Here is a 21,290-nt window from a genome sequence, read left to right as displayed (position 1 = left end):
CCTAGGAGCATGTCTAAGAGCTCGGTGACCAAACGCGGCCCGCCATTCGCGTAATCGCCGCTGGAACGCGAGCAGGGTCAAGCGTTACGCTAAGAATTCCTTAGCATTGGTGAGCAGTCACATGACCCTGCCTGACGAGCGCACTCGCAACCTGCTTCAAGCCGGAGCGTTTCTTAAGGAACTCGCCGGCAGCCAAGCCGTGCCCAAATCTGTGCGCCAGGAAGCCTACCGGCTGTTGCGTCACTACCCAACACTCAGTGATGTGGAAGCCATCGCCCAGCATGAAGAGCGGTTGCTGGACCTCACCCAATCGGCGTTTGTGCGGCCGTATCTGACCTCGCAGTTCGAGGAGGACTGGTTCCGCGGCTACCCCAAAGGTCCTCATCGGATTTGAGTGACGGCACGTATCCTCGTAGGTAATCCCCTGAAGCGCTAGCGCCACGGGCGCCTTCGCCTGCAAAAAACGCCTGGACGGGCAACTGGCGATTCTCGCTTGATAAGGGTGTCAACCTGCGGTCTCAAACTCAATGCGATCCAGCAACTCCTGCAGGACTGTAGTTGTCGACTCAGACTGACGGTCTTTGATCATAAATCTTGATCCTCGGAACGGCTCTTCACCGGTTGGTTTGGTGCCACTTGGGGCACATGCTGGCTGCCAGTGGGGCAATCAGCGTTGAAACTGGGGATTCCAGAGCGCGGCGTTAGGGCAAAAAACTAACGGGAGGCGCAAAACCTGTGACTTGCCCGAACTGGACGCCGGACCTGTGACTTGCCCGGTGGTGGGGTGAAAAGTCACAGCTTTACCGAGCCCGGTTGATCCAAAGCCAGATCCAGCGTAGTCGTGCACGCATCGCCCGATACGCAATTTCGCATAATGTATATTATGTCAGAGCTAGCTTAGCAGCCGACTACCTCACAGCCCCACTGTCGTCCTGCAGCTCCCGCTTGAACGGCACATCCGGCGGCGGTCTGGCTGTTGCCGGTTGATCGTTGAGGTTCGGGTCGCTTAGGCCGCAGCCGCCGCCGAACTGCAGCAACGACACCACACAACTGATCTTGGTGGTCGTGCCCGGGATCGGGATTTCGATCTTCTTCAGGCCGCGCCGGACCCATTCCTGCAGCAGCGACTGGTTCGGCATCCAGTACTTGTCCAGCGAGGTCGGCGTGTAGCCGTACGGCGGACGTTTGAGCCAGGTGCCGCCCTGGGCGATCTGGTCGCGGGTCCAGGTATCGGTTTCGCTGCCTGGCGGTCCGCGATCACCGGCGCCGTTGCCGGCATCGCCGGCTCCGGCGGCGACGTGAACGCTGCCGTCTGCGTTGAACATGCCGTTGCGTGTTCCATTGGCGCCTGTGGTTTCACCGGCGCGACGACGGTCGGATTTGCTCCAGTCGTCTGCATTGGCCGCGACATCCCAGCCGCCGCTGCGGTCTGCTGGCGCCGGGCCGGCATTGCTGGTCGCCGGCTTGGCTGCGGATGAGGCTGCCGCCGTAGTGCTGCTAGGTTGCGCCGATCGCGCCGGATTCGCCTGTGCCTGATTGGGCTGCATGGAAGCCGCAGATGGCTGGGTTGCTGCAGCTACCGATGTCGAGGGTGTCGGCGCTGGAGTCGCCGGCGTCGGTTGGGCTGGCGCGGCCGGTGCCGGCTGGGGTGCCGGATCCGGCACGCTTGGCAACTCGGGCGTTCGAATGGCCACGTCAGGCATGCGCGCTGTCGGTGTGATCTCGCGGCTGCGCACCGATGGCGCAGCTACCTGGGGCCGGTCCGGCACGACAATCTCCCGCTCGCGCACCGTCGGTGCGTTGGCAGTGCGCATCGCGACGGTCGCTGCGGGACGCTGCAATTCGCGCAGCTGCGGCTGCTCGGTCACGGTCTGGATATCGCGCTGACGCACCTCGATCTGCGGTGCGGCCGGTTCGACCGGACGCGGAGCGACCGTGATCGTCGGCGGTGGCGGCACGACAAAGTCGTTCGTGGCCATCGGTGTTTCGGTGACCTGCAGCGGCGATTCGATCGTGACCGGCGGCACCTGCACGGTCACGCGTGGTACCTCTGGCGCCACCGGTTCGCTGGCAGCGGCAGCCACCGGTTCCGGCGCAATGTCCTGGGCCTGGGCAGCGCTTGAAGGAGGATCGACGGACTCGACAGGCGCAGGCACAGCTGACGCTGCGCTCGCTGCGTTCGGCCTGCCGGTCGCAGCGGACTCACTGGATTGCGACGCCGAAGCCGCATCGCCCGAGGCGGCCTGCGCAGCCTCAGCGGGCTGCCCTTGCCCACCGCCCTGCTCTGCCGCACCGTCGCCGAGGAAGGTCATGCGCACCCGCGATTCGTCGCCGGTCTTGCTGTCATCCGGCGCCCAGCGCACCGTGACGACCCAGACCAGCAGTGCGATGAAGCCAAGGTGGATCAACAGGCTGCCGATTAGCGCCAGCCAGTGTTGAGGCCGCTGATCTTTCGGCCGCGGCTCCCAGTGCTGCCACCACAGGCTGCGAAATGCCTGGAACGGCGACAACAGCAACGCCATGCCAGCACCTGCAGGCGGCGCTGGCCGTGCCAGCAGCACGCCCATCACCTGGTCATCGTTGAACGCAGCCGCCGGCCCGATGCGACTGCTCATCCAGCTTGCCCAGCCGTAAGGCAGGCCGGTGCGCCGATCCAGGATGAGCTTGCCCGGCATGCGCGCGCGCAGTGCCTGCAGCAGATCGGCGGCCGTGGTCACCGGTGGCGCGGAATCAGGCCGCGCTGTCGCGCGGGATATACGGCGCGTCGCCGGTGGCGTGGTCGGTCGCGTCGCGCACCGCAATCACGCCGGGCACGCGCCCCATCAGGGTCTTCTCGATGCCCTGCTTCAAGGTCACATCGGCCATGCCGCAGCCGTGGCAACCGCCGCCGAAGCGCAGCAGCACGACACCCTCTGCCGAGACCTCCTGTACCGCCACACGGCCGCCATGCGACGCCAGCTGCGGGTTGATCTCGTTCTCCACCACCCAGCGCACGCGCTCCACCATCGATGCGGACTCGGCCGGCGCTTCGCCCTTGATCTTGGGTGCCTTGATGGTGAGCTGCTGGTTGCCGGTGGACTGGGTGACGTAGTCGATCTCGGCGCCATCCACCCAGGGCACGCTGGCGGCGACGATATATAAGGTGAAGCCGTCGCAGTCGATCGCCCATTCGTCGCCGCTCAGGTCCGCCGGTTCGGCGAACTCCAGCCGGGCGTCGGCGCGCGGGGTGCCCGCATCCACCGCGCTCAGGCGCACGCCCATGCCGGGCACGCCCTCGCGTTCGATGAGCTTGCGGAAATAGGTTTGGGCTTTGTCGGATATCTGGATCATGCGGGTTATTCTACCGCTCAATGCGCCTGCGCTCATGGAACACCGTGATCCTGAGTGAACGCGCTGTCCGCCACCCCTGCGAGACTGTCATGACCGATCTGATTCCCCTGGAACAGGCCCATTGCCTGCCGCGCAAGGGCAGCGACCACAAGCTCGGCGAAGCGCGTCTGGCTGAACTGCTGCCGCAGGTGCCGGGCTGGGAGCTGGCCGAAGTGGGCACGGCAATCACCCGCACATTCCGCTTTGCCGACTATTACCGCACGCTGGCCTTCGTCAACGCGCTGGCCTGGATCGCTCACCGCGAGGACCACCACCCCGACCTGGGCGTGCATTACGACCGCGTGGTGGTGCGCTATTCCACCCACGACGTCGGCGGATTGAGCGAAAACGACTTCATCTGCGCGGCCAAGGCCGCCCAGCTTTACGATCAAGGAGCCACCCCATGACCCTGTCTCGCGCTGCCCTCGCCGGCCTGTTCCTTGCCGTCGGCATCAGCGGGTGTGGCAAGTCGTCGCAGCAGCCCGCCGCACCGGCGGTGGCACCGACCGAACTGGCCGCCTTGAAGACCCCGCCGCCGGAATACTCGCCGCAGCTGGCCTGTGCCGGCATCGGTGGCACCTCCGTGCTCCGGGTCGTGGTCGGTGTCGAAGGCACCCCGACCGACGTCTCGGTATCGCAAAGCAGCGGTCAGCCGGTGCTGGACGAAGCCGCGCAAAAACGCGTGCGCGAATGGAAATTCCGGGCCGCCACGCGCAATGGCCAGGCAGTGCCGCAGACAATCCAGGTGCCGGTCGCGTTCAAGCCGCCGGTGCCGCGCCCGGACGAATGCTTCGCCATCGAAGAGCGTGCGCGTCGAGGCGGCTAAGCCGCGTTTGATGTAGGGCGCGCAGAAGCGCCGCCGCAGCAACGCGCCGGCGCGCAGCACGCAAGGCTGAGCACGGCGAACCGCCTGCATCAGCTCCAGTTACCCACGGTGCGCGCCTGATGCCGGCGTGCACGCGTCAGGGTTATCGCGCCAGACACCACGCGTTCGTCATCCAGGCATGGCCATCCTGCAGCCGCAGTGTGGTCATACGCAGAGTGCGCAGCAGCAGTCGCCACGCTCCCCGCCGAGTACGTTCTATTCCACGAGGTCGTGCGTCACATGCTCGAAGTGTCATCCCACAATGTCTGGACCGCATTTGCGGTCACGCTGGCCGCTGGCCTGGCGACCGGACTCGGCAGCCTGATGGTCGTGTTCTCCAAGAAGCCAAATCCGCGCCTGCTGGCATTCGGGCTGGCATTCGCCGGCGGCGCGATGGTGTACGTGTCGCTGTCGGAGATTCTCAACAAGTCGATCGCCTCGTTCTCCAACGCCTACAACGACAAGCTCGGCTTCACCTTCGGCACGCTGGCGTTTCTGGCCGGCATGCTGCTGATCATGGTGATCGACCGCCTGGTGCCCAACCCGCACCAGAGCCTGTCCAGCGACGATCCGCTGTTCCGCGACGACAACCGTGCCTACATCCGCCGGGTCGGCTTGATGACCGCCATCGCCATCACCGCGCACAATTTCCCCGAAGGCCTGGCGACCTTCTTCGCCACGCTGGAAAGCCCTGCGGTCGGCATGCCGCTCGCGTTCGCCATCGCCATCCACAACATTCCAGAGGGCATCGCCATTGCGGTGCCGGTGTACTTCGCCACCCGCAACAAGTTCTACGCATTCGGCGCCAGCCTGCTCAGCGGACTGGCCGAGCCGATCGGCGCCGGCATCGGCTATCTGGCCTTGTCCAGCGTGCTGTCCGAAGCGGTGTTCGGCACGGTCTTCGGCCTGATTTCCGGGGTGATGGTGTTCCTGGCGCTGGACGAATTGTTGCCGGCGGCCAAGCGCTACGCGCAGGGCCACGAGACGGTCTACGGCTTGGTGGCCGGCATGGGCACACTGGCGATCAGCCTGGTGTTGTTCCGCTTCGCCACGCCTTAACGCCCGGCCGAACCGCAGCCGCGGTGCCGGCACGACCATCGGCTCGACCGCCAGGACACATCGGCGACGCGCTGGCGACCACGACCGGGATGGAAGCGTCGCCGCGGCGCAACGGCGGCCTCAGCGCCCCAGCCGGTCCAATGCCTCGGCCAGCTCCGGCGCCAGCGGCGCGCTCAGCACATAGGGCGTCTTGCCGGCGTCCAGCGCAAATTCCAGCGAAGCGGCGTGCAGGAACAGGCGCTTCAGGCCAAGCTGGTCGCGCAGGCGCTTGTTGACCTCCGCTTCGCCGTACTTGTCGTCGCCGGCCACCGGGTGCCCCAGGTGCTGGGCGTGCACGCGGATCTGGTGGGTGCGGCCGGTTTCGATACGGACCTCGCAATAGGAGTGCCCGCCGCGTCGCTCCAGCAGCTTGAAGTGGCTCAGCGAAGGCTTGCCGATCGCATTGACCTGCACATGCCGCTCGCCGCCCTGGCGCAGCCCGATGTGCAGCGGCGCATCGACCGTCATCACCCCGTCGGGCATGCGGCCGACCAGCAAGGTCAGATAGCGCTTGGTGATGCCGCGGCCTTCGACACGGTCGTCCTCGCGCATCAAGGCCTGCAGCTCGGTCAGCGCTGAACGCTTTTTCGCCACGATCAGCAGGCCGGAGGTGTCGCGGTCGAGCCGGTGCACCAGCTCCAGGTTCTGGTTGGGCCGCAGGGCGCGCAGGGTTTCGATGGCGCCGAAGCTGATCCCGCTGCCGCCATGGCTGGCGACCCCGGAGGGCTTGTTGAGCGCCAGCAGGCGCGCGTCCTCGAACACGATCGCCGCTTCCAGCCGTGCCAGGAACGACGCCGGTGGCGCCGCCTTGTCGCCCTCCTCGGCCACGCGCACCGGCGGTATCCGCACTTCCTCGCCACCCTCGAGCTTGCGTTCGGCCTTGGCCCGCCCGCCGTTCACGCGCACCTGTCCGCTGCGCACCAGCTTGTAGATCAAGCTGCGTGGCGCGCCCTTGAGCTGGCCGAGCAGGAAATTGTCCAGCCGCTGCCCAGCACGGTCTTCCGGAACTTTGAGAATGCGCACGCCCACACGGTCGGTGGGCGGCTTGGGGGTCTGGGGGTCGGTCATCCGGCTCTTTATTCTGTTACACTCGGCGAGCGAGATAAGGGTTTGATTTCGTTGGAAGTTGATTGGCCAGAAGCCTGCCTTCCGATGATTCCGGCACAGTGCGCGACCACCGCCCCCGGGGCGGCCATGTTAGCGGCTCACCGGCCTACCCGGCCATCGCCGGCGGTTTTTGACCGTCGCGCTGAACATGTCCCGTGCGCTGCCCCGGTTCGTCCGGACGCGGCTGCCGGCCCTGAAACACCTATAAAACTTAAGACAAGCGCTCCCGCGGCCTGCCGTGGTGTTGCAGCGCTGGAAACCCTGGTCAGGCCTGTCCGCGCGTTGCGCGAAGGGCCGACAAGCTGTTCCAGAGGCGAAACGTCACGGCGTTCCGCGCGGTAGAGCGCGAGAGGAACGCAACAATGAAGCGAATGCTGATCAACGCAACGCAGGCCGAAGAGCTGCGCGTGGCGATTGTGGACGGCCAGACCCTGTACGACATCGACATCGAACAGCCGTCCAAGGAACAAAAGAAGTCCAACATCTACAAGGGCCGTATCACCCGGCTCGAGCCCTCGCTGGAGGCGGCGTTCGTGGACTATGGCGCCGAGCGCCATGGCTTCCTGCCGCTGAAGGAAATCTCCCGCGACTATTTCCAGGCTGGTGTCGACCACAACAAGTCGACCATCCGCGAGTTGCTGCGCGAGGGCCAGGAAATCGTGGTGCAGGTCGACAAGGAAGAGCGCGGCAACAAGGGCGCCGCCCTGACCACGTTCATCTCGCTGGCCGGCCGCTACATGGTGCTGATGCCCAATTCGCCCAGCGCCGGTGGCGTCTCGCGCCGGATCGAAGGCGAAGACCGCGCCGCGCTGAAGGAAGCGCTGGACAAGCTCGACATCCCCGACGACATGGGCGTGATCATCCGCACCGCCGGTGTCGGCCGTGACGCCGAAGAACTGCAGTGGGATCTGGACTACCTGCTGCAGACCTGGAAGGCGATCGCCGAGGCGGCGCTCAGCAAGCCGGCCGCGTTCCTGATCTACCAGGAATCGCGCCTGATCATCCGCGCCCTGCGCGACTACCTGCGCGCCGACATCGGCGAAATCCTGGTCGATACGCCGGAGCTGTATGCCGATGCCCAGGAGTTCATGCAGCAGGTGATGCCGCAGAGCCTGCGCAAGCTCAAGCACTACACCGACGACATTCCGCTGTTCAACCGCTTCCAGATCGAATCGCAGATCGAAGGCGCCTACGAGCGCAACGTGCGTCTGCCGTCGGGCGGCTCGATCGTGGTCGATCAGACCGAAGCGCTGACCGCCGTCGACGTGAACTCCTCGCGCGCCACCAAGGGCAGCGACATCGAAGAAACCGCCTTCCAAACCAATCTGGAAGCGGCCGAAGAAGTGGCTCGCCAGTTGCGCCTGCGCGACCTGGGCGGCCTGGTGGTGATCGACTTCATCGACATGGCCTCGACCAAGCACCAGCGTGAAGTCGAAAACAAGCTGCAGAACGCGCTCAAGTACGACCGCGCACGCGTGCAGCTGGGCCGCATCTCGCGCTTCGGCCTGATGGAAATGAGCCGCCAGCGCCTGCGTCCGAGCCTGGGCGAATCCAGCCAGATCGTGTGCCCGCGTTGCGATGGCCATGGCCGCATGCGCAGCGTCGAGTCGCTGTCGCTGTCGATCATCCGCGTGGCCGAAGAGCACGCCATGAAGGAAAACACCGGACAGGTGCTGGTCCAGGCCCCGGTGGAAATCGCCAACTACCTGCTCAACGAAAAGCGCAGCGCGCTGCGCGAGATCGAGCAGCGTCACGAGTCGCCGATCATCATCGTCGCCGACGAACAGCTGCACACCCCGCACTACGAAGTCACGCGACTGCGTGAGAACGAGCTGGGCGAAGACAGCGGCAAGCCGAGCTACCAGCGCGGCACCCCGCGCAAGTTGCCGGTGCATGCACTGACCAAGGCACAGTTGAATATCCCGGCTGCGCCGGCAGTGACCTCGATCAAGCCGAGCCAGCCGGCTCCGCTGCGTGAAGAGGCCCCTGCCCCGGTCGTTGCCGCACCTGCACCGGCTCCGGTCGCGCCACTGCCGCTTCCCGCGCCGGTCACCGGCGTGGTCGGCTGGCTGAAGCGCATCTTCGGCGGCGTCGAGCCGGTTGCGCCTGCGCCCGAGTCGACCCAGCGTCCGCGTCAGAACGATGCCGGCCGCAGCAGCCGCAACGAGCGTGGCGATCGTGGCGGCCAGCGTCGCGACGGCCGTGATGCCCGCAATGGTGGCAACGGTGGCAATCAGCACCGCGGCAATGGCGGTAACGGCAATGGTGCCAACAAGGAGCGTCGTGACGAGCGCCGTCAGCCGGCCAATGGCCAGGCTGCACAAAACGGCGGTCAGGCGCAGCAGGTGCAGGTGCCCAAGCCGCCGCGCAACGAGGCACAGCAACAGCCCAAGCAGCAGGCCCAGCAGCAGAAGCAGAAGCCGCAGAACCAGGCACCGCGCCCGCCGCGTGCAGCTGCGCAGCAGCAGGACGGCGCGCCGTCCGAGCGGCAGCAGCGCCCTGCGCGTCAGGAAGAAGGCACTGCCTCGGCGCAGACGCTGACCTCGACTGCTGCAACCGCAACGACTGCAACCGTGGTCGCGGCAATTGCCGACACTGCAGCACCGGCAACGCCAGTGGCAGCAGCTGCGGCCACCCCGGCGCATCCGGTCGAGGTCATCGTGACCGAGTCGCAGGCCGATCGCGGTACCGACGCAAATGCGGAGGGCCAGGCACCGGAGGCCGCAGGCGATGATGCGGCAAATGGCGAAGGCGGCAGCCGTCGTCGTCGCGGTCGTCGCGGTGGCCGTCGTCGCCGTCGCGGCGCTGGCGCAAACGGTGAAGGCGGTACCGGCGTCGATGGTCTGGAGACGGACGATCTGGACGGCGACGCCGAAGGCGATCTTGATGGCGACAACGAGAGCGACGAAGCCAGTGCGCAAGTCCACACCTCGGCTGCCCCGCGCGCTGGTCAACCGGAGTTCGACTTCGACGACGACGCGAGCACGCCTGCGGTATCGGCACGCGCCAAGCCGGAATCCAGCGCTCCGGCCGCAGTGAAGCCGCGTCCGGTTCCGAAGGAACGTGCGGAAGCACCGCTGGCGGCCGACACGACGTCGACCACGGCGCCGGTTTCCAATGCCACGCCGTCGTTCGAGCAGCAGGCTGCAACGCCGTCAGTCACCGCAGCCGAGCAGGCACGTGGCGATGCATCGGCGGCCTCTCCGGCACCGGCTGCAAGCGCATCGGCCAGCAACACGGCGCCGGCTGCATCGGCACCGGTTGCGCAGGCTTCTGCCGTTGCAGCGACGACCCCGCAAGCGCCGCAGGCTCCCGTTGTTGCGCAGGAATCGGCGAGCTCGCCGGCTCAGGCCCCGGTTGCCGCTCCGGCTCCGTCTGCTGCCTCGCCATCGGTTGCCGCCTCGGCTCCGGTCGCGACGCCAGTCGCGGCTCCGGCTCCTGCAGCTCAGCCGGTCGAGCGTGCTGCTCCTTCGGCCGTGCGTTCGCCCGAGCCGGCTGTGCAGTCAACCTCGGTGCCGCCGGCATCGGCCGACGCTACAGCACCTGCGGTTGCTCGGCAGGAACAGGCAGCACCGGTGGCAGCCACGACAGCATCGCAAGCGGAGCCGGTGAAAACCGACCCAGCGCCGGCAGCCGTCAGTGTGCCCAAGCCGGTCGCTGCTGCGCCTTCCAGCGCGCAGGCGGACGTGGTGACATCCAAGCCGCCGCATGCCGAGCCGTCAAAGGCAGCAAGCCCGGCAGCCGATGTTGCCGCGACGTCCACCGCCACGGTGCCGCAGACCTCGCCGTCTGCCGACGCTGCGCCGGCACGCAAGCCGTACGCTCCTGTGCAGACCACGCTGCTTGACGCATTGGCTCCGGCCGACGCAACAGCAGCGACCGCGACATCGACGCAGGCCGAAACGCCGGTGCCGCTTGAGGCGCCTGAGCGGCCGGCAGCAGTCGCGCCCGTGCTGTCTGCGGACGCCAACGAGCAGACCGCCGACAAGCCGAAGCCGACCGTCGTCGTGTCCGAAGCTGCAAAGCCGGCAGATGCAGCGCACAATGGCGATGACGCGCAGGAGCAGCAGGACGACACCAACAAGCCGCGTGGCGATCACTGATCGTTTCCCAGCCAGTTGAACCCGCCTGCGTGAATCCAGGCGGGTAGTGTCAAACAAGGCGGCCTTCGGGCCGCCTTGTTTTTGTGTGCGGCAGTGTCATGCCGATACTGGATGACCAGGCCTTGCAGGAATCGCAACGAAACAGTTGCCGCGCTCGCAGTCGCGCTTGACCCGGGCACTGTTTCCCGCCGCATCACGAGCGCCGGAGCTGCTGTCGCCAATGTCGCGACTCAGGCAGAAGCCAGCACCATCATGGCCCTACGCCGTAAGTGCATCCACGCCAGCAACCCGAAATATCCGCTGCTACGCATCGGCAACCGCTCGTCATCGAAGAATGCAGCAGCGCCCAGACCGACTCAATCGCCCTGCTTCAATGCCGCGGTGTGCTGCGCTACGCCAGGTCATCATCGGCGGCCGTTCCAAGCGAAGCACCTCTCGGGCGTTGAATGCCTAAGCGAACACGCGCGTTCGCGTAACGCAGGAGTTCCTCTCCAGAGCAAAACAGCGTCTAGGCTCTTGTCACTGACTCGTTGTGCAGCAGCATCTGACTGCTGCATCTGCAAGATCGAAACCCGAGGGCGTGGCTTACAAGGTACGCGCCGGATCGGTCAGACCGTACTGATTGGCCAGACGCGCCAGGGCGATGTTGTCCTGGATGCCGACCTTCTCGAACAGGCGCGCCTTGTGCGTGTTGATGGTCTTGGCACTGAGGTTCAGGCGCTTGGCGATGTCTTCCTGGCGCAGGCCCTGGGTCAGCAACAGGGCAACCTCCAGTTCGCGCGGCGATAGCGCGTCGAAGGGCGAGCTGCCCCCTTCCAGGTTGGACAGGGCCAGATTCTGCGCAATGGTATTGCCGAGATAGCGCCGGCCCAGTGCGACTTCGCGCACCGCACGCAGCAGCTCCTGCGCATCGCCGCCCTTGCCGACATACCCCGATGCGCCGGCTTCAAGCAGACGCTTGGGCAATGGGCCATCTTCCAGCACCGAGACGATGATGACGCGGGTGCCGTAATCGCCCTTGACGATGCGCTCGGTGATTTCCAGGCCGCTGACACCGGGCAGGTGCAGATCGCAGAGCACGATCTCGGGCTTGAGCTGACGAATTTGCGGCAAGGCCGCTTCCCCACTCTCCGCTTCTCCCACCACATCGATGTCCACTTCCTTGGACAGGATCATCTTCATGCCGGTACGCACGAGTGCATGATCGTCGATCAGAAAAACTCTGATGGTCATCCTTGTTGTCCTCGCTGTGCGGCTGGCTGGTGCAGCCTATCTCCGTGAATAATTCAGGGCAAGCTCGATGCGACGTATTACGTTCGAGTCAGAACGCGAAGTACTCTGCCGCCGCGTGTCATGGTAGGCATTGCATGCACTATCGCGGCGTGATCGGATGATGCGAGCGCGCCCAATACGCGAACATCGGGCATTTCACTCGCGCTCGGTCAGATTTTTCCTGCTTCGGTGCTGCGCTCGGCATCCACCAATGGGCGCAATTGCGCATCGAGTGCAACGCGTTCGTCGAACACGAAGCAGCGGCCATCGTAGCCTTCGCCCCCGACCTCTTCGAAATAGCCGAGGATGCCGCCGTCGAGCTGCAGCACGTTGTCCATGCCGTCGGCCTGCATCCACAGCGCCGCCTTCTCGCAACGAATGCCGCCGGTGCAGAAGCTGACCACGGTGGCGTCGGCCAACGCAGCGCGATGCGCTTCCAGCGCAGCCGGCAGGTCGGTGAACTTGTCGATCGGCAGCGTCAACGCGCCCTGGAACGTGCCGTACGCCACTTCCTGGGCATTGCGCGTGTCCAGCAGCACCAGCGGGCGGCCGCGATCGTCGTGCCCTGCCCGCATCCAGTCGCGCAGCGTGGCAGGCGTCACCGCCGGCGCACGGCCCTGCAGCGGCGAGGCATCGTCGCGACGAAAGCTGATGATCTCCGGCTTGACCTTCACCTTGAGCCGCGCAAACGGCTGCAACGCGCTCAGGCTGTACTTGATGCGCATCTGTGCAAAGCGCGCATCGGCCTGCAGCCACGCATAGAACGCGTCGATCTGCTCGGCTTCGCCGGCCAGAAACAGGTTGATCCCTTCTTCGGCCACCAGCACCGATCCCTTCAAGGCCTGCTGCCCGGCGTGTGCCAGGACGCTGTCGGCGAGCGACTGCGGGTCCTGAATGGTAACGAATTGGTAGGCAGCGGTATTGGTGATCATGCGGCCATTTTAAGCCGATGCGGCCGCAGGTGCGATCAGCCGCGCAACAGCAGGAACGGCAGCAGGACCAGCGAGGCGACAACCAGCATGCCGACCAACGTGGCGATCACGAACAGCGGCCGCTTGCGCAGTAGCGCGCCGAAGGTTTCGGCCGTGCCGGCAACGAGCGCATCCTGGCGCTGCGCACGCGCCGCAGCGCCGCGCTGGGCCTGATACGCATCCATCAGCGCCTTGGCGCGCGGGTAATCGGCATCGTCGCTGAGCCAGATGCCGCCGGCGGAGATGCCCCAGTTACTGGGCCGGGTTTCGTAGATCTGCACCAGATGCTCGCGCATCAGCGCCCGCACCTCGTCGGCTTCGTCATCGGGAACATTGCGCAGATTGAGCAGCAGCTTGGCCATGGGCGCGATGATACCGGGAGCCAGGTGCGATAATGACGCACTCCCTTTGCTGGACCATCCCATGCGCCTTCTGTTGACGCTTTGTGCTGCCCTGCTGCTCGCGGGCTGTGCGCCTGCCCTGCCGCCGTCCGGCGGCACCATCGCCACGTTCGAGCGGATCGACCGCAACATCGGCACCGGTGCCGAAGCCACACCGGGCGCCTTGGTCACCGTGCACTACACCGGCTGGCTGTACGACGAAAAAGCCGCCGACAAGCATGGCAAGAAGTTCGACAGCTCGCTCGACCGCGCCGAGCCGTTCCAGTTCGTGCTGGGCGGCCATCAGGTGATCCGCGGCTGGGACGAGGGCGTGGCCGGCATGCGTGTGGGCGGCAAGCGCAGCTTGATGATTCCGCCCGAGTACGGCTATGGCGACAACGGCGCTGGCGGCGTGATCCCGCCCGGCGCATCGCTGGTGTTCGATGTGGAATTGCTCGGCGTGCAGCCGCGCTGAAGGGCTGAGCAATGACGGATGCGAGCAAGCGGCGGCTGGCCATCATCGGTGGTGGGCCGGCCGGCCTGATGGCGGCAGAGGTGGCGGGTGCGGCAGGCCTTGCGGTCGACCTGTACGAAGCCAAGGGTTCGGTGGGGCGCAAGTTCCTGATTGCCGGCAAGGGCGGCTTGAACCTCACCCACTCCGATCCGATGCCGTTGTTTGCGCAGCGTTATCGCGAGCGCAGCGAGGCCGTCGCATCGTGGCTGCAGCAGTTCGATGCGGACGCGCTGCGCGCCTGGGCACGCGATCTGGGCGTGGAGACCTATGTCGGCAGTTCCGGGCGCGTGTTCCCGATGGATCGCAAGGCCGCGCCGCTGCTGCGTGGCTGGGTGCGCCGACTCAAGGAACAGGGCGTCACGTTTCATGTGCAGCATCGTTGGCTTGGTTGGAGCCATGACGGTGCGCTGCGTTTCCACTCGCCCACCGGTGATGTCGAACGCACCGCAGATGCGGTGGTGCTGGCGCTCGGTGGCGGCAGCTGGCCGCAGCTCGGCTCCGATGGTCGCTGGCAAGGCGTGCTGCAGGAACGCGGCATTGCAGTGGCGCCGCTGGTGCCGGCCAACTGCGGCTTCGACATCGCCTGGAGCCCGCATTTTGTGCAGCGGCATGCCGGCGCGCCGCTCAAGCCCGTGGTCGCACACTGGCAGGATCGCGATGGCACGCCGCAGCAGTTGCAGGGCGAGTGCGTTGCGACGTCCACCGGCATCGAGGGCAGCCTGATCTATGCGCTGGCTGCGGATCTGCGCGCGCAGATCGATGCCGATGGCGTCGCCGAGCTTGGTCTGGACCTACTCCCGGGACGCTCGCTGGAACGCGTCAGCGCCGAACTGGAAAAACCGCGCAAGGGACGCAGTTTCAGCGAGCATCTGCGCCGGCAGGTCGGCATCGACGGCGTCAAGGCCGCGTTGCTCTACGAACACCTGGGCAAACAGGCGGGCGACGATCTTGCGCTGGTGGCGCGTACGCTCAAACGCTTGCCGTTACGCCTGTTGCGAGCGCGTCCGCTTGCCGAGGCAATCAGCTCGGCCGGTGGCGTGCAGTTGGAGGCGCTGGATGCGCAGCTGATGGCGCGCGCGCAGCCTGGCGTGTTCTGCGCCGGCGAGATGCTCGACTGGGAAGCACCGACCGGCGGCTATCTGCTGACCGCCTGCTTCGCCAGCGGATTACGTGCCGCGCATGGCGCGGTGCAGTGGCTGCAGCAGCCCGACCGCGCTACAGACGATCGCTGACCGCCTCGCGCGGCCACACCGATTTGACGTCGTAAATCACCGCACCCGGTTTGCCCAGTGCGGCGATGCGCCGGGTGTCGTAGTCGCGGTATTGCGCATGCGCGACTGCCAGCACGACGGCATCGTACGCACCTTCGTCCGCAAGCTCGCACAACTGCACGCCGGCATGTTGCAGCGCTTCTGCGGGGTCGGCCCACGGGTCGCAGGTGTCGACCCGCACACCCGCGGCTTGCAGCAGCTGCACCAGCTCCAGCGCTCGGCTGTTGCGCAGGTCCGGGCAGTTCTCCTTGAAGGTGGCGCCCAGCACCAGCACCCTCGCCTGCGCAAGCACCACGCCACGTGTGGCCAGCATGCCGCAGACGCGCTCGGCTACGTGCCGGCCGACGCGGTTGTTGACCTGGCGCGCGGTGTGGATCAGGTCCGGGTGATAGCCCACGCTTTCGGATTTGTGCATCAGGTAATACGGATCCACACCGATGCAGTGACCACCGACCAGGCCGGGACGGAACGGCAGGAAATTCCACTTGGTTCCGGCAGCCTCCAGCACGTCCAATGTATCGATGCCCAGCTTGTCGAAGATCAAGGCCAGTTCGTTGACCAGTGCGATATTGACGTCGCGCTGGATGTTTTCGACCACCTTGGCGGCCTCGGCCACGCGCATCGACGGCGCCCGCCAGGTGCCGGCAGTGATGATGCTGGCGTACAGCCCGTCGACCGCATCGGCGGCTTCAGCGGTGGAACCGGAGGTGATCTTGCGGATATCGCGCAGACGCCGCTGGCGGTCACCCGGGTTGACGCGCTCGGGGCTGTAGCCACAGAAGAAGTCGTCATTGAAACGCAGCCCCGATGCGGCTTCGAGCAAGGGCACGCAGACTTCTTCGGTAGTGCCCGGGTAGACCGTGGATTCGTAGATCACCAGGTCGCCGGGTTTGAGCGCAGCGGCGATCAGCGTGGTAGCACTTCGCAGCGGTTCCAGGTCGGGCTGCTCGAAGCTGTCGATCGGCGTCGGCACGGTGACGATGAAGATGCTGCACGCAGCCAGGTCCGCAGCATTCGCGGTGTAGCGCAACCGGGTGGCGGCAGCCAGCTCGGTGTCGTCCAGCTCCAGCGTGGCGTCGTGACCGTCGCGCAGTTGCGCGACCCGCTGCGCATCGATGTCGAAGCCCAACGTATCGCATTGCTCGCCGAACGCGACGGCCAGCGGCAGGCCGACATAGCCCAACCCAATCACGGCGATGCGGGCCTGCTGCGGAGCGAGTAGCGTGGTGCTGGACATGCGGTTCCTTCGATCGTGCGCAGCCGGTTGCTGCGCGCCTGCGCGGTGGGAGCATAGCGCAGGCAGCCATCCGGTCATCAGTACGGCGAATCGGCGACGCGGCGATTCACAATCGGCGCGCAATCAGGCACGCTATCGCAATGCCCGGGTGGCGAAACTGGTAGACGCAAGGGACTTAAAATCCCTCAGCTGCAAGGCTATGCGGGTTCGATTCCCGCCCCGGGCACACTCTGATGGCGCTGCAAATCGCACAAGGCCATCGACGCGCAGGCAAACCTTGCCCGCTGCGATGTTGCAGCACTCTTGTGTTGAGCAGTCCAGCCTCCGCGTCGCGCTTACAAGTGCATGGCGCGCCCTCAGCCGGATCCCCTGTCTCGGACATCACCGCAACCGTCAGTGCATCGCAGGCTGAGGTGGAACAGCGCGGGCAGATTGGTGATCACGGCTGCGATAGACGTGGACAGCGATGCCAAGACCAGCTCTGAACGAGATGAAGCGGCGCGCCATTGCACAGCGATGCAGGCCGCTGTGCCCTTCCGTGCGTCTGGAGAGCACCAACCGCGGCATCCACGCAGTGCCAAGCCAACGATGCGATCTTGTTTGCGGCAAAAGACTTGGCGCGAGCGGTGCACCAAGCGCAATGCACATCTGGCATCAAGCACGCTGCCCTACGTCAGCGAGAAGAAGGCCAATAGTTACCCGCCTCAAGTGCTAGCCCGACACCAGCGTCGGCCAATAAAAAACCCTGTATATCGTTCGATATACAGGGTTCGAATTTGGAGCGGGAAACGAGACTCGAACTCGCGACCTCAACCTTGGCAAGGTTGCGCTCTACCAACTGAGCTATTCCCGCGTGGAGCAAAATTGTACAGCTTGTTACTTCGTTGCGCCAGTCCTGTCGTCGTTGCCGACGCATGAAACAACGCATGCAATGTGGAGGCCTGGGCCGGAATTGAACCGGCGTACGCGGATTTGCAGTCCGCTGCATAACCACTCTACCACCAGGCCGAAACATCAAACCCAAGGCATCCTGCCTTGAAACAACGAGACCTCCGGCAAGGGGCCTTGTCTACATCTGGAGCGGGAAACGAGACTCGAACTCGCGACCTCAACCTTGGCAAGGTTGCGCTCTACCAACTGAGCTATTCCCGCTTGGGAGGCGAAATTCTACAGCGAACAGCATCGCTGTCAACTATTGCTTTCGACTTTTTTCGGTTTGCTGGTGATCGCGGCTTTTTCGTCGGCGCGCAGGCTCGGCCAGGCGGCCTGCAGGTACTGGAATCCGGACCACAGCGTCAGCAATGCGGCGATCGCCAGCGTCCAGTAACCGGCACGGAAGATCAGGTTGCCGAACCAGATTTCGTGCGTGGGCATCTGCCCCGGCGTCACCGAATACAGCAGACAAAGCAGCGCAACCATCTGGGCGGTGGTCTTGACCTTGCCGATCACTGCCACCCGCACCTTGGCACGCTGGCCGATTTCGGCCATCCATTCCCGCAATGCGGAGACTGCGATTTCGCGGCCGACGATGACCGCCGCCCAGAACGCCATCCATGGTGTGGGGTGGCCCTGCACGATCAGGAACAATGCCACTGCGACCATCAACTTGTCGGCCACCGGGTCCAGGAACGCGCCGAAGGCCGAATACTGGTGATAACGCCGCGCGACCCAGCCATCCAGCCAGTCGGTAATGGCAGCCAGCGCGAACACGCCGGCGGAGGCGAAATTGGTCCAGGTGTACGGCAGGTAGAACACCACGACCAACACCGGGATCATCACGATCCTCAGCAGTGTCAGCCACGTGGGGATGGTCAACTTCATTACGGACTCGACTCGCCTGCCGCATCGGGAAGCGCCAGCCCGTGCAGGTTAGCGTAGATTCGCGCGGCAAGTGCGGCATTGACGCCCTCCACCCGCGCAATCTCGGCCTCGCCGGCGGCTTTGAGCCCGACCAGGCCGCCGAAATGCTTGAGCAGGCTCGCGCGTCGGCGCGGACCGATGCCGGGGATATCCTCGAGCTTGCTGGTCATGCGCGCCTTCTGGCGGCGGCCGCGGTGACCGGTGATCGCAAAGCGGTGCGCCTCGTCGCGCACCTGCTGGATGAACTGCAGTGCCGGCGATGCTGCGCCTGGCCGCAGTTCGCGGCCGTCGGCCATGATCAGCGCCTCGTGCCCGGCCCTGCGCTCCTCGCCCTTGGCCACGCCGACCAGCAGCACATTCTCGATGCCCAGGTCGGCCAGCGCGCCCTTCGCCTGCGCGAGCTGACCGGCGCCGCCGTCGATCAGCAGCACATCTGGCAGCACGCCGTTTTCTTCCACCGCGCGTCGAAAACGCCGTTCGATGGCCTGACGCATCGCCGCATAGTCGTCGCCCGGCGTGATTCCGGAAATATTGAAGCGCCGGTATTGGCCGCGCACCGGGCCGCTGGCATCGAACACCACGCACGAGGCCACCGTCGCCTCGCCCATGGTGTGGCTGATGTCGAAGCACTCCACCCGCCTGACCTGCTCGGCCAGCCCCAGCATCTCGCGCAGTGCCTCGCTGCGTGCGTGCTGCGCGCTCTGGCTAGTGAGTTCGGTGACCAGGGTCAGCTGTGCGTTGCGTGTCGCCAGCAACAGATAGCCGGCACGCTCGCCGCGCACGTTCCACTTCAACGTCACCTTGTATTCGGCGGCAGTGCTGAGTGCGGCTTCGATCAGCTCGGCATCGGGAATCTCCCGATCGAGCAGGATCTCGCGTGGCGGCGAATGTTCGGCGTAGTACTGCGACACGAACGCAGCCAGGATTTCGTCCGCGCTGTCTTCGCCATTGGTCTTGGGGAAGAACGAACGCGTGCCCAGGTTGCGGCCGTCGCGAAAACTCAGCAGCAGCACACAGGCTTGGCTGGCTTGCGTGGCGCAGGCCAGCACGTCCAGATCCGCCGCGCGGCCGTCCACGTACTGACGGTTCTGCATGCTGCGCAGCGAAGAAAGTAGATCGCGCAGGCGTGCGGCGCGCTCGAACTCCAGCGCCTCGCTGGCCTGCTGCATCGACTGCATGATCTCTTCGCCGAGCTGGTCGCTCTTGCCTTCCAGAAACATGGTGGCGCGGCGTACCGATTCGGCGTAATCGGGCGCGGCAACCAGCTCCACGCAGGGCGCGCTGCAGCGGCCGATCTGGTATTGCAGGCACGGCCGCGAGCGGTTGCGGAACACGCTGTCTTCGCAACTGCGCAGCTTGAACAGCTTGTGCATCAGGCTCAGCGTTTCGCGCACGCCGGTAACGCCGGTGTACGGGCCGAAGTAACGCCCCTGCACGGCACGCGGGCCACGATGCAGGGCGATGCGCGGCCACTGCTCGCGGGTCAGCAGCACGTAGGGATAACTCTTGTCGTCGCGCAGCGATACGTTGTAGCGCGGCGACAGCGACTTGATCAGCTGGTTTTCCAGCAGCAGCGCTTCGGCCTCGCTGCGGGTCACGGTGACGTCCATCCGCGCGACCTGCGACAGCATCGAGGTCAGTCGCGCATTCTTCGGCGTGCCGTTGAAATAGCTGCCCACGCGCTTGCGCAATGCACCGGCCTTGCCGACATACAGCAAAGTGTCGTCGCCCGCGTACATGCGGTAGACGCCGGGCGCGGTGCTCAATTGCGCAGCAAACGCCTTTCCATCGAAATCGGATTGGGGCCTTGCGTTCATTCTTCTATCGAAACATCGCGCAGTTCGCCGCTCGCCAGGTCGTAGCGCAACACGGCATGGGCATCGGTCTCGGCAACCCACACCGCACCGGCGGCGACCGCCAGCCCGGCCGGGCCATGCAGGCGGCGCGGCAGCGCGACCGTGGTCAGTTCGCCGCCACCCAGACGCAGGCAGCGCAGGCGGCCGTTGCCGGTGTCGGCAATCCACAGCATCGGCGAGTCGGCCGCCAGCGCGATGGCTTGCGGAAACTGCAGCCGCGCGGTGCCGCGTGGGCCGTCCTCGTCGCCGAACTGCCAGGTGCCCTGCCCGCCGACCAGGGTTTGCACCAGATCGCCACGCAATTGCATGGTGCGGATCGAAGAGCCCAGGCCATCGCAGATGTAGGCCACCTGCTGCACCGCGGCCAGGCCGGCCGGCTGTGCAAATGCGGCCAGATGCCCGCTGCCATCGCGAATCTCGAGCGCGCCAGTGCCGGCGCGTGCGCTCAATGCGGCGCGGCCCAGGTCATAGCTCCAGATGCGGTTGTCGCCCGCCATGGCGATCAACACCTGATTGTCGGCAACAGCCAGGCCTTGCGGGTAGTTCAGCGCCGAGGCGCCGGCGAATGCCAGCGGCCCCTCGACCGGCTCGCCGGAGCGCCCGGTACCGCACAAGGTGTCGACCTGCCCACTGCGCAGGTTGATGCGACGCAGGGCGTGATTGCCGGTGTCGGCGACATACAGCTGGTCGCGCTCCAGCGCCAGGCCTTGCGGACGCCGGAACGCCGCTTCACCGACGCCACCATCGATAAAGTCCGCGTTGCCGTGGCCGAACTGGCGCAGCACGCGGCCGCCATGCGTGGATTCAAGCACGCGGTGATGGCCGGTGTCTGCGATGTACAGGCGGTCCTCGGTGGCGGCCAGACCGGTTGGAAATCGCAGCTCCAGGCGCGGCTCGGGATCGCGCTCGGCCACCCCGTGCAGATCGGCATCCGACGGCGGCTGCTGGCCTTCGCACAGGGCGACCAGCGCCTTGTCGAGATCGCCGGTCACGCCGACCAGGCGCTGACGCTCGCGGCCGTAGGCATCGAGCAGCACCAGCGTCGGCCAGGAGTCGATGCCGAAACGGCGCCAGGTCTCCCAGTCCCTGTCGAGCAAGATGGGCGCACTGACGCCATGGCCGCGCAGTTGCTTGAGCGCGCGTTGCGGCTCGCGTTCGCTGTCGAAGCGCGGCACCTGCACCACGATCACCTGCAGCCGGCCGGGGCTGCGCGCCTGGAACTGCGCCAGCTCGGCCAGGCGCTCGGCGCACCACACCGAGCTGGCATTGACGAATGCCAGCACCAGCGCCCGCCCGCGATGCTCCTGCAGGGTGGATGGCCTGGCATTGAGCCAGGTAGGAAATTCCGGCAATTCCTGGGTAAGCTGGGCAGTCATACCGTAATTAT

General features: G+C 65.7%; 17 protein-coding genes and 4 tRNA genes. 8 read left to right on the top strand and 13 right to left on the bottom strand.

The features are described 5' to 3' along the window. The first annotated feature begins 121 nt into the window (after window positions 1-121). Window positions 122-394: a BPSL0761 family protein gene (locus XARJCFBP2528_RS05210; RefSeq protein WP_016903417.1), complete on the top strand. Its 273-nt coding sequence runs from the start codon at window positions 122-124 to the stop codon at window positions 392-394. Window positions 395-908: 514 nt separating this feature from the next. On the opposite strand, the gene XARJCFBP2528_RS05205 is transcribed toward XARJCFBP2528_RS05210, so the two are convergent. Continuing rightward, window positions 909-2,717, bottom strand: coding sequence for a hypothetical protein (locus tag XARJCFBP2528_RS05205; RefSeq protein ID WP_047124423.1), 1,809 nt, complete (start codon window positions 2,715-2,717; stop codon window positions 909-911). Between the two features lie 13 nt (window positions 2,718-2,730). Continuing rightward, window positions 2,731-3,330: an NfuA family Fe-S biogenesis protein gene (locus XARJCFBP2528_RS05200; protein ID WP_024938663.1), complete on the bottom strand. Its 600-nt coding sequence runs from the start codon at window positions 3,328-3,330 to the stop codon at window positions 2,731-2,733. 89 nt (window positions 3,331-3,419) lie between these two features. Here XARJCFBP2528_RS05200 and XARJCFBP2528_RS05195 point away from each other — a divergent pair, with 89 nt between their 5' ends. The 3 genes from XARJCFBP2528_RS05195 to zupT all read left to right on the top strand — a co-directional run bounded on the left by XARJCFBP2528_RS05195 (window position 3,420) and on the right by zupT (window position 5,293). After that, window positions 3,420-3,776 carry a 4a-hydroxytetrahydrobiopterin dehydratase gene (locus XARJCFBP2528_RS05195; RefSeq protein ID WP_024938664.1) on the top strand — a complete coding sequence of 119 codons (357 nt, stop codon included), beginning with the start codon at window positions 3,420-3,422 and terminating at the stop codon, window positions 3,774-3,776. Beyond that, entirely contained in the window at window positions 3,773-4,195 is a 423-nt protein-coding gene (locus XARJCFBP2528_RS05190) for an energy transducer TonB (RefSeq protein WP_016904560.1), read from the top strand. The genes XARJCFBP2528_RS05195 and XARJCFBP2528_RS05190 overlap by 4 nt, the downstream gene beginning before the upstream one ends. A gap of 279 nt (window positions 4,196-4,474) precedes the next feature. After that, a complete protein-coding gene (zupT, locus tag XARJCFBP2528_RS05185) occupies window positions 4,475-5,293 on the top strand; it encodes a zinc transporter ZupT (RefSeq protein WP_016904561.1) in 819 nt (272 codons plus the stop codon). A 120-nt stretch (window positions 5,294-5,413) separates the two neighbouring features. Here zupT and XARJCFBP2528_RS05180 read toward each other — a convergent pair whose 3' ends face one another. Further along, the gene (locus XARJCFBP2528_RS05180; protein ID WP_047124422.1) at window positions 5,414-6,400 is read right to left on the bottom strand and encodes an RluA family pseudouridine synthase; all 987 of its coding nucleotides are present in this window, start codon (window positions 6,398-6,400) and stop codon (window positions 5,414-5,416) included. A gap of 410 nt (window positions 6,401-6,810) precedes the next feature. On the opposite strand from XARJCFBP2528_RS05180, the gene XARJCFBP2528_RS05175 reads away from it, so the two are divergent. Beyond that, window positions 6,811-10,542, top strand: coding sequence for an Rne/Rng family ribonuclease (locus tag XARJCFBP2528_RS05175; protein WP_047124421.1), 3,732 nt, complete (start codon window positions 6,811-6,813; stop codon window positions 10,540-10,542). 585 nt (window positions 10,543-11,127) lie between these two features. On the opposite strand, the gene XARJCFBP2528_RS05170 is transcribed toward XARJCFBP2528_RS05175, so the two are convergent. The 3 genes from XARJCFBP2528_RS05170 to XARJCFBP2528_RS05160 all read right to left on the bottom strand — a co-directional run bounded on the left by XARJCFBP2528_RS05170 (window position 11,128) and on the right by XARJCFBP2528_RS05160 (window position 13,147). Then, the gene (locus XARJCFBP2528_RS05170) at window positions 11,128-11,775 is read right to left on the bottom strand and encodes a response regulator (protein ID WP_016904564.1); all 648 of its coding nucleotides are present in this window, start codon (window positions 11,773-11,775) and stop codon (window positions 11,128-11,130) included. A 209-nt stretch (window positions 11,776-11,984) separates the two neighbouring features. Continuing rightward, window positions 11,985-12,746, bottom strand: a complete 762-nt coding sequence (locus XARJCFBP2528_RS05165; protein WP_047124420.1) for a sulfurtransferase — start codon at window positions 12,744-12,746, stop codon at window positions 11,985-11,987. A gap of 35 nt (window positions 12,747-12,781) precedes the next feature. Then, a complete protein-coding gene (locus XARJCFBP2528_RS05160; RefSeq protein ID WP_016902570.1) occupies window positions 12,782-13,147 on the bottom strand; it encodes a DUF6164 family protein in 366 nt (121 codons plus the stop codon). A 61-nt stretch (window positions 13,148-13,208) separates the two neighbouring features. Between XARJCFBP2528_RS05160 and XARJCFBP2528_RS05155 the strand changes: the two genes are divergently transcribed. Continuing rightward, window positions 13,209-13,640 (top strand): FKBP-type peptidyl-prolyl cis-trans isomerase, encoded by a 432-nt coding sequence (locus XARJCFBP2528_RS05155; protein WP_016902571.1) that lies wholly within the window; start codon window positions 13,209-13,211, stop codon window positions 13,638-13,640. An 11-nt stretch (window positions 13,641-13,651) separates the two neighbouring features. Continuing rightward, window positions 13,652-14,911, top strand: a complete 1,260-nt coding sequence (locus tag XARJCFBP2528_RS05150; protein ID WP_016902572.1) for a TIGR03862 family flavoprotein — start codon at window positions 13,652-13,654, stop codon at window positions 14,909-14,911. On the opposite strand, the gene XARJCFBP2528_RS05145 is transcribed toward XARJCFBP2528_RS05150, so the two are convergent. Beyond that, a complete protein-coding gene (locus tag XARJCFBP2528_RS05145; protein ID WP_016902573.1) occupies window positions 14,895-16,187 on the bottom strand; it encodes a nucleotide sugar dehydrogenase in 1,293 nt (430 codons plus the stop codon). The two genes, XARJCFBP2528_RS05150 and XARJCFBP2528_RS05145, sit on opposite strands and share 17 nt — an antisense overlap. Before the next feature lie 142 nt (window positions 16,188-16,329). On the opposite strand from XARJCFBP2528_RS05145, the gene XARJCFBP2528_RS05140 reads away from it, so the two are divergent. Then, a tRNA-Leu gene (locus XARJCFBP2528_RS05140) sits at window positions 16,330-16,413 on the top strand. A gap of 551 nt (window positions 16,414-16,964) precedes the next feature. On the opposite strand, the gene XARJCFBP2528_RS05135 is transcribed toward XARJCFBP2528_RS05140, so the two are convergent. The 6 genes from XARJCFBP2528_RS05135 to XARJCFBP2528_RS05110 form a co-directional block, all read right to left on the bottom strand. Continuing rightward, window positions 16,965-17,040: transfer RNA gene (locus XARJCFBP2528_RS05135), tRNA-Gly, on the bottom strand. 81 nt (window positions 17,041-17,121) lie between these two features. Further along, window positions 17,122-17,195, bottom strand: a tRNA-Cys gene (locus XARJCFBP2528_RS05130). A gap of 68 nt (window positions 17,196-17,263) precedes the next feature. Further along, window positions 17,264-17,339, bottom strand: a tRNA-Gly gene (locus XARJCFBP2528_RS05125). 36 nt (window positions 17,340-17,375) lie between these two features. Beyond that, window positions 17,376-18,008: a CDP-diacylglycerol--glycerol-3-phosphate 3-phosphatidyltransferase gene (gene pgsA, locus XARJCFBP2528_RS05120; protein ID WP_016902574.1), complete on the bottom strand. Its 633-nt coding sequence runs from the start codon at window positions 18,006-18,008 to the stop codon at window positions 17,376-17,378. Then, entirely contained in the window at window positions 18,008-19,864 is a 1,857-nt protein-coding gene (uvrC, locus tag XARJCFBP2528_RS05115) for an excinuclease ABC subunit UvrC (protein WP_016902575.1), read from the bottom strand. Before uvrC ends, pgsA begins: the two co-directional genes overlap by 1 nt. Beyond that, window positions 19,861-21,279, bottom strand: a complete 1,419-nt coding sequence (locus XARJCFBP2528_RS05110; protein ID WP_016902576.1) for a hypothetical protein — start codon at window positions 21,277-21,279, stop codon at window positions 19,861-19,863. The genes uvrC and XARJCFBP2528_RS05110 overlap by 4 nt, the downstream gene beginning before the upstream one ends. Between the last annotated feature and the right edge of the window lie 11 nt (window positions 21,280-21,290).

Source organism: Xanthomonas arboricola pv. juglandis (assembly GCF_001013475.1).
GTDB classification, from domain to species: Bacteria; Pseudomonadota; Gammaproteobacteria; order Xanthomonadales; family Xanthomonadaceae; genus Xanthomonas; species Xanthomonas arboricola.
This window is presented reverse-complemented; position numbering and strand designations above follow the sequence as displayed.

Coding starts and splice junctions, on each gene's coding strand:
- XARJCFBP2528_RS05210 (WP_016903417.1), top strand. CDS start 122: ATGACCCTGCCTGACGAGCGCACTCGCAACCTGCTTCAAGCCGGAGCG.
- XARJCFBP2528_RS05150 (WP_016902572.1), top strand. CDS start 13,652: ATGACGGATGCGAGCAAGCGGCGGCTGGCCATCATCGGTGGTGGGCCG.
- XARJCFBP2528_RS05145 (WP_016902573.1), bottom strand. CDS start 16,187: ATGTCCAGCACCACGCTACTCGCTCCGCAGCAGGCCCGCATCGCCGTG.
- XARJCFBP2528_RS05195 (WP_024938664.1), top strand. CDS start 3,420: ATGACCGATCTGATTCCCCTGGAACAGGCCCATTGCCTGCCGCGCAAG.
- XARJCFBP2528_RS05155 (WP_016902571.1), top strand. CDS start 13,209: ATGCGCCTTCTGTTGACGCTTTGTGCTGCCCTGCTGCTCGCGGGCTGT.
- XARJCFBP2528_RS05180 (WP_047124422.1), bottom strand. CDS start 6,400: ATGACCGACCCCCAGACCCCCAAGCCGCCCACCGACCGTGTGGGCGTG.
- pgsA (WP_016902574.1), bottom strand. CDS start 18,008: ATGAAGTTGACCATCCCCACGTGGCTGACACTGCTGAGGATCGTGATG.
- XARJCFBP2528_RS05165 (WP_047124420.1), bottom strand. CDS start 12,746: ATGATCACCAATACCGCTGCCTACCAATTCGTTACCATTCAGGACCCG.
- XARJCFBP2528_RS05160 (WP_016902570.1), bottom strand. CDS start 13,147: ATGGCCAAGCTGCTGCTCAATCTGCGCAATGTTCCCGATGACGAAGCC.
- XARJCFBP2528_RS05190 (WP_016904560.1), top strand. CDS start 3,773: ATGACCCTGTCTCGCGCTGCCCTCGCCGGCCTGTTCCTTGCCGTCGGC.
- XARJCFBP2528_RS05170 (WP_016904564.1), bottom strand. CDS start 11,775: ATGACCATCAGAGTTTTTCTGATCGACGATCATGCACTCGTGCGTACC.
- XARJCFBP2528_RS05200 (WP_024938663.1), bottom strand. CDS start 3,330: ATGATCCAGATATCCGACAAAGCCCAAACCTATTTCCGCAAGCTCATC.
- XARJCFBP2528_RS05110 (WP_016902576.1), bottom strand. CDS start 21,279: ATGACTGCCCAGCTTACCCAGGAATTGCCGGAATTTCCTACCTGGCTC.
- uvrC (WP_016902575.1), bottom strand. CDS start 19,864: ATGAACGCAAGGCCCCAATCCGATTTCGATGGAAAGGCGTTTGCTGCG.
- zupT (WP_016904561.1), top strand. CDS start 4,475: ATGCTCGAAGTGTCATCCCACAATGTCTGGACCGCATTTGCGGTCACG.
- XARJCFBP2528_RS05175 (WP_047124421.1), top strand. CDS start 6,811: ATGCTGATCAACGCAACGCAGGCCGAAGAGCTGCGCGTGGCGATTGTG.